The organism is Paenibacillus sp. J22R67 (assembly GCF_059692175.1).
Genome location: NZ_JCAUAX010000002.1, coordinates 62,805 through 78,903, shown reverse-complemented (window position 1 = coordinate 78,903; position 16,099 = coordinate 62,805). Strand labels below are relative to the sequence as shown.

Below are 16,099 nucleotides of genomic sequence, written 5' to 3'. Positions count from 1 at the left end.
GTTCTGGACTAATAAATGTCCGGAAGCATCTATGGATAAGACAGAGCTTACATTACAAGATGGCGACGATTTCTAGGCGCTTGTCGAATGTGGAAAGTGAGTTCAATATTAAAAGGGCTGCCGCGAGGCAGCCCTTCATTTTATTCATTAGAAAAAGGGGTTTATTGCAAAATATTGAATATTTATAAACAGGATGTCTTCATCATTGTAAACATGAAGAGAGGAGAGGGGACTTTGCAGAATACAATAGAGGTTGATTTAGTTGAAGTAGCGCCCTTCAAGGTCTTGGCAGTACGGACGGGGATGACACCTGACAAGAGTGGCACGCGAGAGGCGTGGAGCAAGCTTAGAGCACAGGTGCCTATTAAGGATATGAGACTCACTGATGTACCTTCTGCGTATGTACTCATTCCTCAGGAGCAATGGAGCAAGCAAGTCGATACGCTGTGGGTCGGACTGGCGGTTCATGAATTCGGAGATGTACAGGCTGGCATTGAGACTCTGGATGTAAGTGGAGGTCTCTGTGCGAGCGCCCGCGTGAATGGGAACGAGGCACACATGTGGCACGTATATGATGCAATGTTTGCTTGGCTAGAGCAGTCGCCAGATTACGAGATCGATCGGCGTGAAGGAGTACTCGGGATGGAGACGGTACCGCTTGAACCTTTGAACGCTCTGACAATCCCCTATTCGGAAATCGAAAAATTCGACTTTACGATGTTATACCCGGTGCGAAAAAAGACGATGCTTTAATACTTTAGTTAAAGAAGCGACTTATCTAAGCTAAAGCAAGAATAATGGACTTATTTTCAGCCGTTAACAATAGTAGAGGAGAAGAGTTACCTATGGAAGGTGTACATTTTGTTCTGGGATCGCCGAATGCCTATATTCAAGAAGCGGGAATTATTCGTAAAGCAGGAAAGTGGATCGCCAAGTATGGCAAATCCGTCATTATCGTTACAGGAACAAAATCGTGGAATAGCTGTGGTAATCAATTAACAGAGAGTTTAGATGAAGCTGGTATTCATTATGGCGTACATACATATCGAGGAGAGTGCTCATATGAGGAAGTATCCCGATTGAAAACTCTCACGCCACCCGAAACTGAATTGATCTGCGGTGTCGGTGGCGGGAAAGTGATGGATACCGCAAAAGCGCTTGCGAATGAGCTTAATAAGCCTTTTATTGCCATACCAACACTTGCTGCAACTTGCGCAGCTGTGGCTAATTTATCGATTATGTATACAGAAGAAGGTGTTTACATTAATTTTCCCGTTTTTGTACGTGGAACGCTGCTTTGTCTTGTCGATACCGAGGTTATTGCCAAAGCTCCGGTTCGTTTCTTGGCAGCCGGAATCGCGGATACGCTTGCGAAATGGATCGAGGCCCCGATGTCCGCATCCGGGAAAAAACAAAATTTAGCAACACTTGGCGGGCTGCATATGGCTAAACTCTGTTATGACACATTAATAGAATATAGCGGACATGCAGTAAAGGATGCCGAAAGGGGCACACCAAGCGAAGCGTTGCAGCGTGTTATCGATGCAAACATATTATTTAGCGGAATGGTCGGTGGACTCGGGGAGGATAATTGCCGTTCTGCGGCGGCCCATGCCATTCATAATGGTCTTACGGTCATCCCGGAAACACACAAAGCTTATCATGGAGAAAAAGTGGCTTACGGAATTCTCGTTCAATTAGTTCTTGAAGATCGCCCTCAGGAGGAGATTAAGGAACTTTGTGATTTTTATAGATTGATCGGGCTGCCGCTTAAGCTAAAGCAGCTAGGTATCAATCGCGAATTATCTCAAGAAGAATTGAATGAAATTTCGAGAATATCGCTTCTTCCAGAAAGCACAATGGGAAATATGAACTTTCCTGTCACTTCTGAAATGATAATTCGAGCTATTAAAACAGTAGAGGGTTTGTAGTACAAAGTAATCCAATAAGAAAAAGCTTGAGACATCAGGCTTTTTTTTATGGGCAAAAGGACTCGCAAGCGTAGCATTCATTACAACATTTTATCATCCTAAAAAAAACGTTTTATTAAAAACCCCTTCATATAAATGGTATGATAGGAGTCAAACGAAAAAAAGGGAGTGCTTCCTTGGTTGATAATTCTTGGAAACGTAATCTTTTCGTACTGTGGGTAGGGACTTTCCTTGTCAGTATGGCCTATACGGTATCCATCCCGTTTATGTCTCTATTTTTACAGGACGATCTCGGTGTACAAAGCCATCTGGAACTATGGACGGGTGTTGTATTCGCTATTACATTTCTTGCTGCAGCTTTAATCGCTCCGTTCTGGGGCTCCATGGCCGATAAGTATGGCCGGAAGCCCATGATGCTTCGCGCCGGGATTTGTCTAGCAATCGCGTATTTTTTATACTTCATCGTGCAAAATCCATACGAGCTTATTCTCATAAGAATTATGGAAGGATTGCTCGCAGGATATATTCCGTCAGCCATCGCTTTGGTAGCAACCAATACGCCGGAGAAGCAAGTCGGCTATGCACTCGGCATTATCTCCACCTCCAGTGCAGCTGCTTCCGTACTAGGACCGCTTCTGGGGAGGGGTAGTAAGCCACCTGATCGGCACGCGTGAAACCTTTTTGCTGGCAGGCGTGATGGTACTGATTGCCTTCGTTATCGCATGGGTTTGGGTGAAGGAGCCTTTCTTTGTTAAATCCGAAGCGAAGCGGTCCGCGGTTCTTAACGACCTTAAGGAAGCGGCGGCCAATCGGACGCTCGTATCCGCGCTGTTCATTGTTTTTATTACATCGACGTCGATCATGATTTTGGAACCGCTGCTAACGATTTACGTGCTGAAGCTGGGCTCCAGTCAGTCGTCCGCATCACTTCATGCGGGGATCATTTTCTCTGCGGTAGGAGTCGCTACATTGATTGCAGCACCTCGTTGGGGCAAAATCGGCATAAAGGTGGGCTACGAGAAGGTGTTGTTCATCGGTCTTATCGGCGGAGGGATCGGGAATTTGCTGCAAATATTGTTTCACGATTTGATCGGTTTCGGAACGCTGCGGTTTGTTTACGGTCTCTTTTTCGCTGCCGTATTTCCGGCGCTTAATGCTTTTATTGCTACCCATACGGAACCGGGATTTCGCAGCCGTGCGTTCAGCCTGAATCAATCGGCCAATCAAATGGGCCTGTTATTGGGTCCGCTAATTGGAGGATTTCTCGCAACCCAATTGTCAATTCCCGTCGTGTTCGTCATCAACGGCTGCCTGTTATTACTGGTCGCTGTTCTGCTCAAGCTGCCGAAGTTTTCTTTCCAGCGTAGTACATCCGCAATCAAGGAGATGTCGAAATAACGACAATTCAATCACAACACAACGGCAGCCATCACTGAATGGCTGCCGTTGTCTGTTAAAGTCTAACGTGGCCTCCAAGCGGAGAATGTCGTAAAACTGTAATACAGAAATTCCAGCCTGTTCTTGACGATATGTCAAGAGCGGGCTTTTATTATTTCTTTTCCATGAAGTTACTGAACTCTAACGGACAGGAGAATTTAACAATAGCTGTTCTCTATCAACCTAAACTTAAATAATTTGTTATCATGTTAGATAGTGAGACCATTTTTTGGGTCAATTTTACTACTTAGGAGGAAAATACAATATGAGTATGCCTATTCAAATCCGTCCAATGACATTGAGCACTATTGATTTGATATATTTGGGGTTGTCTGGTCATGACATCAGTAAACCTCGTGATTATGTTGAAAGATGCTGGGAAGAGAACCAAAGTAAAGAAAGAGTCACACTCTTAGCGTTTAATGAGAGTGAGTTTGTAGGGTGGGGACATGTAGTATACAAATCAAAATACCCTTATTTTGTTGAAAACGGAATACCTGAAATTCAAAACTTTGACGTCATTCCTCCATATAGGAAACGTGGTATAGGAAGTATACTAATTGAAGCTCTTGAAGAAAATGCTTTCTCTAAATCGGATTCTATTGGGATTGGATTTGGGTTATATGCTGACTATGGAACTGCGCAAAGGCTCTACATAAAGCGTGGTTTCATCCCCGATGGTAGAGGAATAATATACAATAACATGCCTGTCAAACCTGGAACTCAAGTTCGCGTAGATGATGATTTGGTCTTGTATCTTACAAAATCGAAAGTGAAGTAAGGAGTTCTTCATATGTTTTTTGTATGCGCTGAGTAGGATGTTTGTACTTAATCGTAAACGTAAGAGAAACGATTACCAAATGAGAGGAATTTATGAATGACGATACAACGTAGTAGCATGAGCGTGGAAATTACAAAAAATGTACAGATTGATTATCTCATTTCTCATCCAGAAGGATATGCAGACTTAATTTGTGAGTGGGGACTTATTTTTTTTTTACATGGAATGGATATGAGGGGCGAAGACGTATCCCAATTATCGAATTATGGACTACTTGAAACAAGTAACGAGGGTGAATTATCACTACCATTCATAGTTGCAGTCAATGAATGAGTTTACTTACTATACTTTCGTTAAGTATGTAAATAAAATTTCAGTACTTTTAAAAGAATACCGTGTGCTTTATCATTAGGTAGTCAAGATAGTAGAACAAAATGGAGGGAATAGTGCACATGAAATACCGGAGATTAGGCAAATCGGGACTAAAGGTTAGTGAGATTAGCTTAGGCAGTTGGCTGACATACGGCGGTTACGTCGAAAAGAAAAATGCAGTAGATTCGATTCACAAAGCATACGATCTGGGTATCAATTTTTTTGATACGGCTAACGTGTATGAACGTGGAGAAGCCGAAAAAGTGGTAGGAGAGGCTCTCAGCGCTTACTCCCGCGATTCTTATGTGCTTGCGACCAAAGTGTTTTGGCCAATGGGTGCTGGTCCCAATGACCGGGGATTGTCCCGTAAGCATGTGTTCGAGCAATTACATGCCAGCCTTAAGCGTTTGAATACGGAATATGTGGATATCTATTATTGTCACCGTTTTGATCCTGAAACTCCTGTAGAGGAAACGCTTCGAACCATCGATGATATGGTGAGACAAGGCAAAATTTTGTATGCTGGAGTCAGCGAATGGACTGCTGTACAAATGGCAGAAGCACTAGCAGTAGCTGATAAATATTTGCTTGATCGCATCGTCGTCAATCAACCGGTTTATAACATGTTCAACCGCTATATTGAAAAAGAGGTGATCCCACTCGGCGAACAAAAAGGCATCGGCCAAGTCGTATTCTCGCCGCTCGCTCAGGGTCTTCTTAGCGGGAAGTACACATCGATCTCCGAGATTCCTGCAGATAGCCGTGCCGCTAAACTGGAAGGTATGCGGAACGGGATCACGGAGGAGAAGATCGCCAAAGTCGGACAGCTCGATGGTATCGCTAAGGAGCTAGGAATCTCTGTAGCTCAACTAGCATTAGCTTGGATTTTGAGGCAGCCTAATGTTGCGAGTGCGCTAGTGGGTGCAAGCCGCCCAGAGCAGGTAGAAGAAAATGCGAAGGCATCTGGTGTCGAGCTCTCATCGGATGTACTTGATAAAATTGAATCCATATTGGCTTAAAAGAATGTTGGATATAAACTTTCGATAATTTTAATAGAAATTTGAAGCCGGCCACAATGGCCGGCTTTTTGCTTCATGAATCGAGTGTGAATTCAGAGAAAAGTTTATGAGACAATAGTTAACTGCAGGTAACTTAGTTTAAAAGTTTTCACTTCTTCTCATAACAGGAATGATTATCTATAATTGATAATGTTAGATCATATGTTTTGGGAGGATGAATATCTTTCCTAAAACAGAAACGCACATGTTTGTGACAAGTATTCTTATTCTTTTTAACGAAAGGTGAGAGATTATGGAATATGTAAAACTTGGAAAGTCTGGCTTGAAGGTATCTCGCATTAGCTTGGGCTGCTGGAATTTCGGTAGCGCGACCCCGCGTTGGGGAAAGCCGGGCAAGGTGAGCCCGGAGGATTCGATACGGATTATTCATGCCGCAGTTGATAAAGGAATCAATTTGATCGACAATGCCAATCGGTATACAGGCGGCGAAGCGGAAGAAATTCTCGGCCGAGCGGTCAAAGGAATGAGAAATAGGGTTGTCATAGCTACGAAAGTACACGGAGAAGTAGGGAGTGGTCCGAACGACAAAGGGCAATCCCGTCAACATATTATGAGAGAAGTCGAAAATAGCCTTCGGCGTCTTGGAACAGACTATATCGATCTTTATCAGGCTCACGGTGTAGATTGGGATACCCCTCTAGAGGAATCACTACGTGCTTATGACGATTTGATTCGTCAAGGCAAAGTAAGATATATAGGATGCTCTAATTTTCCGGCATGGGTCCTCGCCAAATCGCTATGGGTCAGCGATGTCAACAAGATCTCAAGTTTTGTATCCGTTCAGCCCAATTATAGCCTGATCAACAGGGCTGTGGAGAAGGAGCTGCAGCCGCTCTGCGTGGATCAAGGAGTTGGCATGATTCTGTACAGCCCTATAGGAGGAGGGATTCTCTCTGGAAAGTACGATAATGTGATTCCCGAAGGAAGCCGTGGATACATGGAGCCGGCAGTTGCCGAAAGGGCGGGAAATGTTCAGGACGCGGTCAAGCAGTTGAGGGCAATAGCAAACGAATTGGGAAAAACTCCTGCACAAGTCAGCTTGAACTGGATCATCCATCGTCCTGCCGTATCTTCGGCAATCATAGGTGTGAGTCGATTAGAGCAGCTGGAGGAAAACGTTGGGGCGGTCGGCTGGGAGCTCTCCGAAGAGCATGTACGTCAATTGGATGAAGCTTTCGCCGTATAAAACTCCTAAACATAAATAATCTCTATCCAATGCTGCCGAAGAATTTGATATGAAGCTGCCGTTTTAAAATAACTTGTACTTGTAAGGAGATTACTATGATGACAATACCTTTATTGTTCGGTCCTTACGGTAGCGCAGACCTGCCCGATAATGTGAAAGATTATGGGGTTAATGCTGTCTGGTTTCACGGTTTCAACGAACAATCGTTTGCATCTTGTGAAAGACGAGATTTGCATGCCTGTGTGGAATTTAAAACGTTTCGAGCAGATTTTGATCAGCATCCTGAACTTATACCAATTGGAAAAGACGGCAAGCCGATTCGATATGGCAAACTGGTGCAGGGCATATGCTTATCGCAAAAGGAGTATCTGTCCCAAATCGAGGAGCAATTGACAGAGGGGTTGAAAAGATTTCAACCAAGAGGCATTTGGCTCGACTATTTGACCTACGGAGGTTGGTTCGAAGAGCCGGAACCCGACTTGCAGGAAAGCTGTTTTTGTTCCACATGTATCGAGGATTTTTGTCTTCATACAAATATTGATGCAAGGACACCGGATGAAATTTTATTAAAATATCCGAAGGAGTGGACATTACACAACTGCCGGAAAATAGCCGGATTTGCGCTTCAATATACGAAGATAATAAAGAGCAAATTACCAGAATGTATGATTGGTGCTTACATGTGCCCTTGGACTCCGGAACAATTCGACGGAGCTTTGACAAGAATATTCGCACAGGACTACAGATTGTTAAAAAAATCCATTGACGTTTTCACACCACTCATTTACTGCAAAAAAAGCGGCCAAAATCCGGGATGGGGAAGGACTTGGCTCGAGCATTCGCCTAATTTCGTACCCCAAGATTGTAATGTACAACTGATCCTGGATGTTTTGGATTTTCCGATGAGTCTTACGAGAACAGCGACTTCTCAAGTACCGTCTTTTGGATTGCAAATGTTTGCTGGAGCCCCTTTATTCCAAGATCGGGATAAAGCCCTATTGTTTAAATTCTCAGTTGAAGTGATTAAGGAGCGTCTGAGTCAATGAACGCGTACGGGAGGGTTGTGCATTTACGGGATGGGCGATTGAGTGAGACTGAATAGGTGGATAAGACCGGGACCTGAAGGGGTTCCGGTTTCTTATTTTGTTATTATGGCTTTGGGATTAACCAAAAAAAATGCTTACCCAACAATTACGAGAACTGGAGTATAACGATATCGTTCATCGTGAAATATATCACCAAATTCCCCCGAAAGTGGAATACTCCATTACAGAATACGGGAAAGGTATGGCATCGGTCATGCAGGCATTAAATGATTGGGGTGTAGGTCATGTCGCTCATTTGGAGGAGAAATACGGTGCGAACCGTTCAATGGAATCATTCGCATTAGACAAAAGAGATAAAAGATTATGAAGTAATGGGGAATCAACTAACCTATATTAATCTTCTTCGTGGTGTTCTTTATTAGCATGTTTTAAATGAAGGGGTTTTACTGGAAATTATTCTTCTCCGCATACATACTATTGGCATCTATTGGAAATCATAATGCCTAATTATTGTTTGTAGAGGAGTGTTCTAGATGAATGATTTGATCAAGAATGCAGTTTCGCTCGGTCTGGGAATCACGATAGTGACCAAAGAAAAATTGGAGAACTACGTCAAAGAGCTTGTGGTAAAGGGAGAAGTTGCCCCTGAAGAGTCGAAGGCGTTGGTAGCAAAGTTGATCAAGAAGGGGGAGGAGCAACAGGACGCTCTTAAAGAAATCGTACGCGTACAGCTTCAGAAGCTGCTGGTTGATTTGCATCTGGCGACCGAGGAAGATATTAAGCGGCTTGAACAGCGCATCGACCAAATGGAACACAAGCTACAGGCATAGTCGATTATGAGGAAAAGGATACGGCAGTTACAACGATACCGGGATATTGTTATTGCTTTGGTTCGCCATGGTTTCGGCTTCTTGGTAGAAGAGTCAGATGTGCTGCAGCGGCTTCGTATTCCAATTAGAAGATTTCAAGTGGATGACGATACAGACCGTAAATCGCTTGGACTGCGAATTAGGGATGTCGTTGAAGTGCTCGGACCAACCTTTATAAAACTGGGACAGATCGCCAGCACCCGTAGTGATCTCCTTCCGGAAGACATTGTAAAGGAGTTGGAGAAACTTCAGGATGATGTGAAGCCCATCCCTTACAAACAGGTAAAGGATATTATTGAGGCTGAACTAGGACAAAGTATCGGGACGGTTTATGACCGCTTCGAGGAGCAGTCACTTGCAGCGGCATCCATCGGGCAAGTGCACCTTGGCGTGCTCCACACCGGAGAACATGTGGCTATCAAAATCCAACGACCTCAAGCCGCAGAATCAATCCGGATCGATCTTGAAATTCTAGCGGATTTGGCTGCGATCGCCGAGCGACGCTTTGCATGGGCGCGCCGGATTCAAATGGAGGTCCTCATTGCGGAATTCGGCAAATCGCTCTTAAATGAGCTGGATTATACCAAAGAGGCTAGGAATGCGAAGAAGATAGCTGAGCAGTTCGAGGGTGTCGCCCATATCAATGTGCCGCTGATTTATAGCGATTACAGCTCGAAAAAGGTCATAACGATGCAGTATATCGAGGGTGTTCGGCTGTACCAAGAGGATCAACTCAACGCACATGGGTATGACCGAGCGCGAATTGCCAATCGGCTCATTCAAGCATTGTTTCATCAGATATTCGTTGAAGGTTTGTTTCATGCAGATCCTCATCCAGGGAACATAGTCATACAGCCGGGCGAAGTAATCGCTTTGCTTGACTTTGGCATGGTGGGCCGGCTCACGGCGGAGTCAAAATTTCATTTTTCCTCACTGATTATTGCTCTTATGCGCCAGAACACCGATGGGGTGATTAAGGCGATCTACCGGATCGGACTTATTGACGAGGAAATCGATATGGCGGAGCTGCGTTTTGATATTGAGGAGCTTAGAGAGCGATATTTCAGAGTCCCTCTTAGTCGTGTAAGCCTGGGGGGAATCGTCAACGATCTGTTCGAGGTGGCGTACAAGTACCATATTCGCGTTCCGGCGGATTTTATCTTATTAGGGAAAACGCTGGTAACGATTGAAGGGGTTGTCACAAAGCTAGATCCTACGATCAGTATCGTAAAGATAGCGGAACCATTCGGCCTCCAACTACTGTTGGAACGACTGCGCCCGAAAAATCTGACAGCAAGTTTACTCAAGGATGTCACGGATTATGGGGACTTGCTAATTGATTTTCCAAGACAGTCCCGAGAGTTATTTTCATTGATAAAAAAAGGGAAGCTGCATATGAATATTAGCGTCCCTGATGCCTACGATTTCCTGCGTAAGCTGGATCGCATTGGCAATAGGATCACGTTCGGCATCGTTCTCTTGTCTTTCAGCCTCATTATGATGGGACTCATCATCGGTTCTTCCATTGTTGGCCGGAAGCATTATTTCTTGCTGAACGTGCCAACCATCGAAGTGGGGTTCGTATTGGCATCTTTAATGAGTCTCTGGCTGTTATTTTCGATTTTTAAATCGGGCAGATTCTAGAAATAGTCCTTTGTCAGCGCTTAGAGAATGAAGAAACGACTGCCACACGCTGGTCAGCCGTTTTTGTAAAGCACCTAATTTAAGATCCGCCTAAAAGGCGGCTTTTTTATTTTACCGGAACATATTCTTGTCATTTTACAATGTCAAGAATATGTTCCGATTGCCGAGGATCCGCGACTGCTCCCTGGCTTCATTCATGTAACGGAAGTTTAATGCAATTTCAATGTGGTACAATGTGGGGTAAAATTAGATGAAAACAGTTAATTGAGGTGAAACTAATGGAGATATTAGTAATTCGACATGGTGAATCTGAAGATGAGATAGTAAATGTACTTGAACCGTTAACAAGCTTAGGAATTGAGCAAAGCAAAAAAATGTCTGTACGTGTTTCAAAAGAATTTCCACCAGAGTTAATTTGGTCAAGTACACTTCAACGTGCAAAGCAGACGGCGAATATTTTAGCGAACATCGTTGATTGTGAAGTGAAATACCTTGATCATTTATGTGAGCAGAAAGTTGATGAAAGTGACTTGAAATTCTATGAGCGAGTCCAGCAAATCTTTTCTTACATAAAAGAAAATAGCAGTCAATATAAAAGAGTTGCCATTGTTTCTCACGGAGGAACTATTACAAAACTCATTGAAAATTTTCTTCAGTTACCTTCAAATAATAATGTCTGGTTCCATACCAACAACACCGGGATTCACTTCTTACACTATCATCCCAAAGCAGATATTTTAAAATTTTCTAATAGCACCAGTCATTTAAACTGACTCAGAATGATACATTTCCTAATTGAACTTTTTTCGCTTCTTGAATTATCAACAATAACGCGACAGTAGGTAAAAGTAAGTAGAGCCGTTGCGCTAACGGACAACTATAGTTCAATCACGACATGACGGCAGCCGGTACACGATCGGCTGCCGTTGTCCGTTGAAGGAACGGGAGATTAGCATGGTGAACTATAAACTTTTTCCACTTATTTCCGTCAATAATTAAGTAGTCATTAATCTTAAGGGGGCGTCACTTTGCCTAAGTTAATTGGTGCAGCAGCAGTTGTTTTGGATTCTGAGGGAAGAGTTTTATTGGTAAAACATAGCTATGGCAAAAATAATTGGGATCTGCCTGGAGGAAAAGCTGAAGAGAATGAGTCAGCTGAGGAAACTGCAAAAAGAGAAGTTCACGAAGAAGTAGGGTTAGAAGTCGGTATTGGGCAATTAACTGGTATATACTACGATCCAAACTATGACATGCATCATTTCGTTTTCATTGCGAATAACGATACTAATCAAATACCTCAGCCAAGCTCACCTGAAATTTTAGAATGCAGATTCTGCTCAAGAGATGAACTTCCTAAACCGATTAGTGATTTCACATGTAAGCGTATTGAGGAAGCATTAAATCATGAAAGACAGCATCTTTTCCATACTGTGGGACCAAGACAGTGGATTGAATAATAAGTTGTTCCAATAAAGGCTTTCAGTGTTCAAGTTAAGGTGACAGGAAGCTCATCGTTTGGTGGAGTTGAATTATTCTTAGTTAATGAAGTTTCAAAATCATTTATCTGGGTGAAGAAAAGTTAGTTTTTCCAGTAAATTACTGTAATTAGGAAATATTTGTATTGCACGTTCGATGCATGTAATATAATCAATAAGAGCTATACTTGTAGTCGAATATGCCATCAGCTGGTGAGTTTAGAAAATACAAGGATGGGGAGTGTACAGATGGACATTAAATTTGCGAAAGAAGTTTATCAAAAACTTGAGTCTAAAGGTTTCACTGTTTTTGAGGGTGAAACTTCTGACATAATTGCCATCTCTAAAATTCTACATAACCAAACTGGGCATTCATATGATTTAGCACTTACGTTCAAAGATGGGAAATATGATGGGTTTACTTTAGGTGGCGATCAGGAATTGAATAATGAAACGTTTAAAAACTATGAGACAATGGGGATCATGGATTTGATTATTAACACCATAAAAGAGGTTCTATTTAGACGATGAAATGAACTGTTTTAAGAGAGTTATCTATTCAATTAAATACATCATAACGGGAGACTATAGTTGAATGACGAAGCTGCCGGCACGGTCGGGCAGCTTCGTTACGTTAACGGGCAATAGTGCAATCAAACTATCTTATTTGACATTAGGGTATGGAAGTTTTGATCTTTTGATTTGGAACTAATCATTACGAATTATTAGATAAACAATTAGTCCTATGATTGGGAAAAACAACATCGCCAGCAGAATAATTAATGCAAATTCCGTGCTTTTACCTCTTCTTTTACTATCTCGATATGCCCATACGCATAAAACTATGTGTGCCAAAAACAGCGCAAAGGATGTTAAAACAAATAATAAAATAATACCTGTGCCAAATGCAACATTACTAGACAAGTTTGCCCCCCCCCCCCTTTTTTTTTGAATTATTAATGTTACGAAATCACAGTGAGAAAGTTTCAAGGTTTTACCAAATTATATAGTAAAAAGTCTGTTGTACTGCCGAGAGCCAATCACCGCTTTTGTAAGGCAATCGCAAGTAAATCAGAACAACTTCTTGTCGCGCATGATCGTAGTTATATTGAAGGTCGTGATTAGTAATAGTAATCGGGCAGGATCCTTGAACAAAAGCGAAAATTCTACAAGCACTAAAACGTCTTATTTTCAAGGGATTTATTATGCTGATAACGAAAGTAATGCTACCATAGGGGGCAGATTGTTGAAAGAGGGTAAATTAACTTTTATTACACTTACAATTTTGTTACTGTTTATTGGATTCTTAGCTTTTTATTTTATCGATAATCATCAACTGTATGGAAATGATAAAGTTTCCGCCACGGCAGTTTTCTCTTTTGTCATAAAGCTATAGGCAGTATTGCGGAATACTGTACCAATTGGGATTACATAAAATAAATAGATATAGAGATGTGCTAAAGCGTTCGTATCAGTTAATGCTAGTTCGAACTCTTTTTTTGTTCTCTAATATCAACTTTTTAGAGCGCTTATCCGAATAAGAAAGCCACCCATTCCTTCATGAATTGCAACCAAGTGTTTCGACAATCGTAATATAGCATATAATGATGTACGGAGGTGCTTGAAATGGATTTTCTAAAGGATTTAGGCAAACTGGCAGGCGATGTGACAGGCAAAGTGCTTGGAGGAACTGTCCGTGTGGCAGGGGAGCTTGTTCGCAGTGATTATATAAAGGAAATCGGGAATGATGTAGAACAGGTCACGGCCAAAACTGGTGAGATCGCAGGCCATGCAGCGAGCGGTGTATGGGATTTAGGCGCAGGCTTAATTACCGCTGATAAGCAGCAATCGAAAGCTGGACTTCATGAGCTTGAACAAACGGTCATTACGACGGCAAGAGGAGTAGGCCATGGCATTGAGTATGTGGTCGAGAGCGGAAAAGATGTCGTGACAGGCTTCAAGGACAGCGATAAAGCGCGGTTGAAAGACGGCGTGAAAAAGCTGGGAAAAGCGGCCGCTATCAGCATTCTGGCTATCGGTGTGATCGATGTCGTTGATGGTCCGGACGTACCGGATTCCTCAGGTACGGTATAAGACATGTGCCTTCATAAAAACAGACCCAACGAGATATCGTTGGGTCTGTTTTTAGTATTGGTGTTAGTTAGCGTACCAGAACAGTGGACACTTTCTGTCTATGGGCCCAGCGTTTTTCAAAAATAATAGCTAACCTTGCAAGGATTTAGATCACCCTTATGTAGAAATTAAAGGATATATTGATGAAATGGAAAGTGAGAATGTATTTCATATTGGACACGGTACTTAACATCGTGAGCCGTCGTTTTTTCTGTGAAGGGAGTTGTGTATGTTATATGCAAAGAGCAATAATTGTCAGTTACTTGACCGACCAGCAAACCCTTTAGTTTGTTCGCTTCTTTACACTTCAAATCATTATTGGCATCCAACATCCACTCAATATTCGTTGACAAATAATGATTTGTCCCTAATGAAAACACACTGGGTCTAACCAAACAATAGCTATATCAGTCGATACAGTAATAGGCGTGTTAAGAAAGATTGGCGGGATGCGGTATGATTAAAAAAGCCGTGACGCCTGATTGATGTTTAGCTATTGTTACCTCTTGACTTGCGTACGTTCTTGGCACCTGTCGTCCGGGCGTTGATGATCTTGACCAATTGCTCCTGCATGTAAGCAGGCGAATAATGGTAATTATGCTCGATCCAATAAAATACGAGTCCAAGTAGCGCATGCATGGAGTAAACAACGTGAAGCTCTTGATTGATTTGATCGTCGTTCTCTTCCAGCAGCAGCTCGTCCTTCAAAATATTTTTTAAGGAAACGAGCATGATTTCCTTGACCTTCGGGAGGACATCGCTCTTCAGCAGCATCGTATAGAGAGAGCGGTGTTGATAGAAATGATCGAAAATTAATACGGAGTTGGCTGACAATTCCTTGATGCAAAACACCTCGGACGACTCGTAAGGAGCTCGGAATGAGCGAAGTAAATCTTGGATCAAATCCGCTATGATGTCGTCTAGCAGCATCTCCTTGCTTTCGTAATGCGTATAGAACGTGCCGCGGTTGTAATTTGCCAACTCCACAATTTCGGTAATTGAGATGGAGCTAAAGCTTTTGCTATCCATTAGTTCCAGCAGCGCGCGTCGAAGCGCCTCCTTGCTGCGCAGGATGCGGCGGTCGGTTTTCGGTTCGAGCTCAGCCATAAGATTTCCACCTTTGCATATGTTATTGAACAACTTCAAGAATAGTGTGCGTTAGCGTACAAATGAGAGTGAATTACTGATTGTAATCGCCTCCAAGGATGATTATACTCGTTTTATACAGATGAATGTTAATGAACATTTGTTCAAAAAGGTCAATCATTCTTAACCTGTTGCGCGAGGTTAAAAGGCTAGCGGAAATCCATACTATATGAAAGTGGAGGTATCATAATGAGACTTAATGGAAAAGTAGCAGTTGTTACGGGTGCGGCATCGGGCATGGGTAAAGCAATCGCTGAATTATACGCATCCGAAGGAGCCAAAGTTGTTGTGGCCGACCTGCGGTTGGAACCGGCTCAAGCCGTCGTAGATGGAATTACGGCCGCTGGCGGAATGGCAATTGCGGTAGCTGCCAACGTTACCAAGGAGGAAGACGTAGCGAAAATGATCGATACGGCCGTCCAGGAATACGGCACGCTCGACATTTTGGTCAATAATGCGGGCATCATGGATAATTTCGTGCCAGCCGCCGATTTGACGGACGAGCTATGGGAACGGGTATTTGCCATCAATACGACGGGGCCGATGCGGACCACTCGCAAAGCGCTACCGATTTTCTTGGAGAAGAAAAGCGGGGTAATCGTCAATATCGCGTCTGCAGGCGGCTTACAAGGCTCCCGTGCCGGAGCGGCATATACGGCTTCCAAGCATGCGGTCGTCGGGTTCACGAAGAATGTCGGCTTCCAATACGCGAAATTGGGTATTCGCTGCAACGCGATCGCGCCGGGCGGAGTAAATACAAACATCGGTACGTCCATCAACGAGCCGAACGCATTCGGGATGGAACGGGCGATGGCGGGCATGGCCTTAAATCCGCGCGGCGGCGAACCAATCGAAATCGCGAAAGTGGCGTTGTTTCTAGCATCCGACGACGCCGGTTTCGTTAACGGCACGGTCGTTACGGCCGATGCAGGCTGGACGGCATACTAACGCACTTCTTTCATTAAGGGCCGCTTAAATCGCGGCCTTTTTTGTTTTATGC

The 16,099-nt window shown here is 43.2% G+C and carries 20 protein-coding genes; 18 read left to right on the top strand and 2 right to left on the bottom strand.

The genetic code is table 11. The features are described from left to right. The first annotated feature begins 234 nt into the window (after positions 1 to 234). From AC58VC_RS06345 to AC58VC_RS06275, 15 genes are all read left to right on the top strand, one after another. A complete protein-coding gene (locus AC58VC_RS06345) occupies positions 235 to 753 on the top strand; it encodes a GyrI-like domain-containing protein (protein ID WP_497368001.1) in 519 nt (172 codons plus the stop codon). 92 nt (positions 754 to 845) lie between these two features. After that, positions 846 to 1,931, top strand: coding sequence for an iron-containing alcohol dehydrogenase family protein (locus tag AC58VC_RS06340; RefSeq protein WP_497368000.1), 1,086 nt, complete (start codon positions 846 to 848; stop codon positions 1,929 to 1,931). Positions 1,932 to 2,107: 176 nt separating this feature from the next. Further along, on the top strand, positions 2,108 to 2,605 hold the full coding sequence (locus AC58VC_RS06335; RefSeq protein ID WP_497367999.1) for an MFS transporter: 498 nt from the start codon (positions 2,108 to 2,110) through the stop codon (positions 2,603 to 2,605). A gap of 22 nt (positions 2,606 to 2,627) precedes the next feature. Continuing rightward, positions 2,628 to 3,329 carry an MFS transporter gene (locus AC58VC_RS06330; RefSeq protein WP_497368979.1) on the top strand — a complete coding sequence of 234 codons (702 nt, stop codon included), beginning with the start codon at positions 2,628 to 2,630 and terminating at the stop codon, positions 3,327 to 3,329. 304 nt (positions 3,330 to 3,633) lie between these two features. After that, complete coding sequence (locus tag AC58VC_RS06325; protein ID WP_497367998.1) at positions 3,634 to 4,149, top strand: GNAT family N-acetyltransferase; 516 nt, start codon at positions 3,634 to 3,636, stop codon at positions 4,147 to 4,149. 96 nt (positions 4,150 to 4,245) lie between these two features. After that, positions 4,246 to 4,482 (top strand): hypothetical protein, encoded by a 237-nt coding sequence (locus tag AC58VC_RS06320; RefSeq protein ID WP_497367997.1) that lies wholly within the window; start codon positions 4,246 to 4,248, stop codon positions 4,480 to 4,482. A 119-nt stretch (positions 4,483 to 4,601) separates the two neighbouring features. Further along, positions 4,602 to 5,540, top strand: coding sequence for an aldo/keto reductase family protein (locus AC58VC_RS06315; protein WP_497367996.1), 939 nt, complete (start codon positions 4,602 to 4,604; stop codon positions 5,538 to 5,540). A 292-nt stretch (positions 5,541 to 5,832) separates the two neighbouring features. After that, positions 5,833 to 6,786: an aldo/keto reductase gene (locus AC58VC_RS06310; protein ID WP_497367995.1), complete on the top strand. Its 954-nt coding sequence runs from the start codon at positions 5,833 to 5,835 to the stop codon at positions 6,784 to 6,786. A gap of 98 nt (positions 6,787 to 6,884) precedes the next feature. After that, complete coding sequence (locus AC58VC_RS06305) at positions 6,885 to 7,832, top strand: hypothetical protein (RefSeq protein ID WP_497367994.1); 948 nt, start codon at positions 6,885 to 6,887, stop codon at positions 7,830 to 7,832. A gap of 130 nt (positions 7,833 to 7,962) precedes the next feature. Beyond that, positions 7,963 to 8,199 (top strand): winged helix-turn-helix transcriptional regulator, encoded by a 237-nt coding sequence (locus tag AC58VC_RS06300; RefSeq protein ID WP_497367993.1) that lies wholly within the window; start codon positions 7,963 to 7,965, stop codon positions 8,197 to 8,199. A gap of 166 nt (positions 8,200 to 8,365) precedes the next feature. Further along, a complete protein-coding gene (locus AC58VC_RS06295; RefSeq protein ID WP_497367992.1) occupies positions 8,366 to 8,662 on the top strand; it encodes a phasin family protein in 297 nt (98 codons plus the stop codon). Between the two features lie 6 nt (positions 8,663 to 8,668). Continuing rightward, positions 8,669 to 10,345: an ABC1 kinase family protein gene (locus AC58VC_RS06290; protein ID WP_497367991.1), complete on the top strand. Its 1,677-nt coding sequence runs from the start codon at positions 8,669 to 8,671 to the stop codon at positions 10,343 to 10,345. 278 nt (positions 10,346 to 10,623) lie between these two features. After that, positions 10,624 to 11,118, top strand: coding sequence for a phosphoglycerate mutase family protein (locus AC58VC_RS06285; protein ID WP_497367990.1), 495 nt, complete (start codon positions 10,624 to 10,626; stop codon positions 11,116 to 11,118). A gap of 255 nt (positions 11,119 to 11,373) precedes the next feature. After that, positions 11,374 to 11,802: an NUDIX hydrolase gene (locus AC58VC_RS06280; RefSeq protein WP_497367989.1), complete on the top strand. Its 429-nt coding sequence runs from the start codon at positions 11,374 to 11,376 to the stop codon at positions 11,800 to 11,802. Positions 11,803 to 12,069: 267 nt separating this feature from the next. Then, on the top strand, positions 12,070 to 12,351 hold the full coding sequence (locus AC58VC_RS06275) for a hypothetical protein (protein ID WP_497367988.1): 282 nt from the start codon (positions 12,070 to 12,072) through the stop codon (positions 12,349 to 12,351). Positions 12,352 to 12,528: 177 nt separating this feature from the next. Here AC58VC_RS06275 and AC58VC_RS06270 read toward each other — a convergent pair whose 3' ends face one another. Beyond that, positions 12,529 to 12,744: a PLDc N-terminal domain-containing protein gene (locus AC58VC_RS06270; RefSeq protein ID WP_497367987.1), complete on the bottom strand. Its 216-nt coding sequence runs from the start codon at positions 12,742 to 12,744 to the stop codon at positions 12,529 to 12,531. 223 nt (positions 12,745 to 12,967) lie between these two features. On the opposite strand from AC58VC_RS06270, the gene AC58VC_RS06265 reads away from it, so the two are divergent. Continuing rightward, positions 12,968 to 13,216, top strand: coding sequence for a hypothetical protein (locus AC58VC_RS06265; RefSeq protein WP_497367986.1), 249 nt, complete (start codon positions 12,968 to 12,970; stop codon positions 13,214 to 13,216). Positions 13,217 to 13,446: 230 nt separating this feature from the next. Next, a complete protein-coding gene (locus AC58VC_RS06260; protein WP_497367985.1) occupies positions 13,447 to 13,914 on the top strand; it encodes a hypothetical protein in 468 nt (155 codons plus the stop codon). 528 nt (positions 13,915 to 14,442) lie between these two features. Here the strand turns inward: AC58VC_RS06260 and AC58VC_RS06255 are convergent. Then, on the bottom strand, positions 14,443 to 15,060 hold the full coding sequence (locus AC58VC_RS06255; protein WP_497367984.1) for a TetR/AcrR family transcriptional regulator: 618 nt from the start codon (positions 15,058 to 15,060) through the stop codon (positions 14,443 to 14,445). A 225-nt stretch (positions 15,061 to 15,285) separates the two neighbouring features. Between AC58VC_RS06255 and AC58VC_RS06250 the strand changes: the two genes are divergently transcribed. Next, positions 15,286 to 16,047 (top strand): SDR family oxidoreductase, encoded by a 762-nt coding sequence (locus AC58VC_RS06250; RefSeq protein ID WP_497368978.1) that lies wholly within the window; start codon positions 15,286 to 15,288, stop codon positions 16,045 to 16,047. Positions 16,048 to 16,099 lie beyond the last annotated feature (52 nt).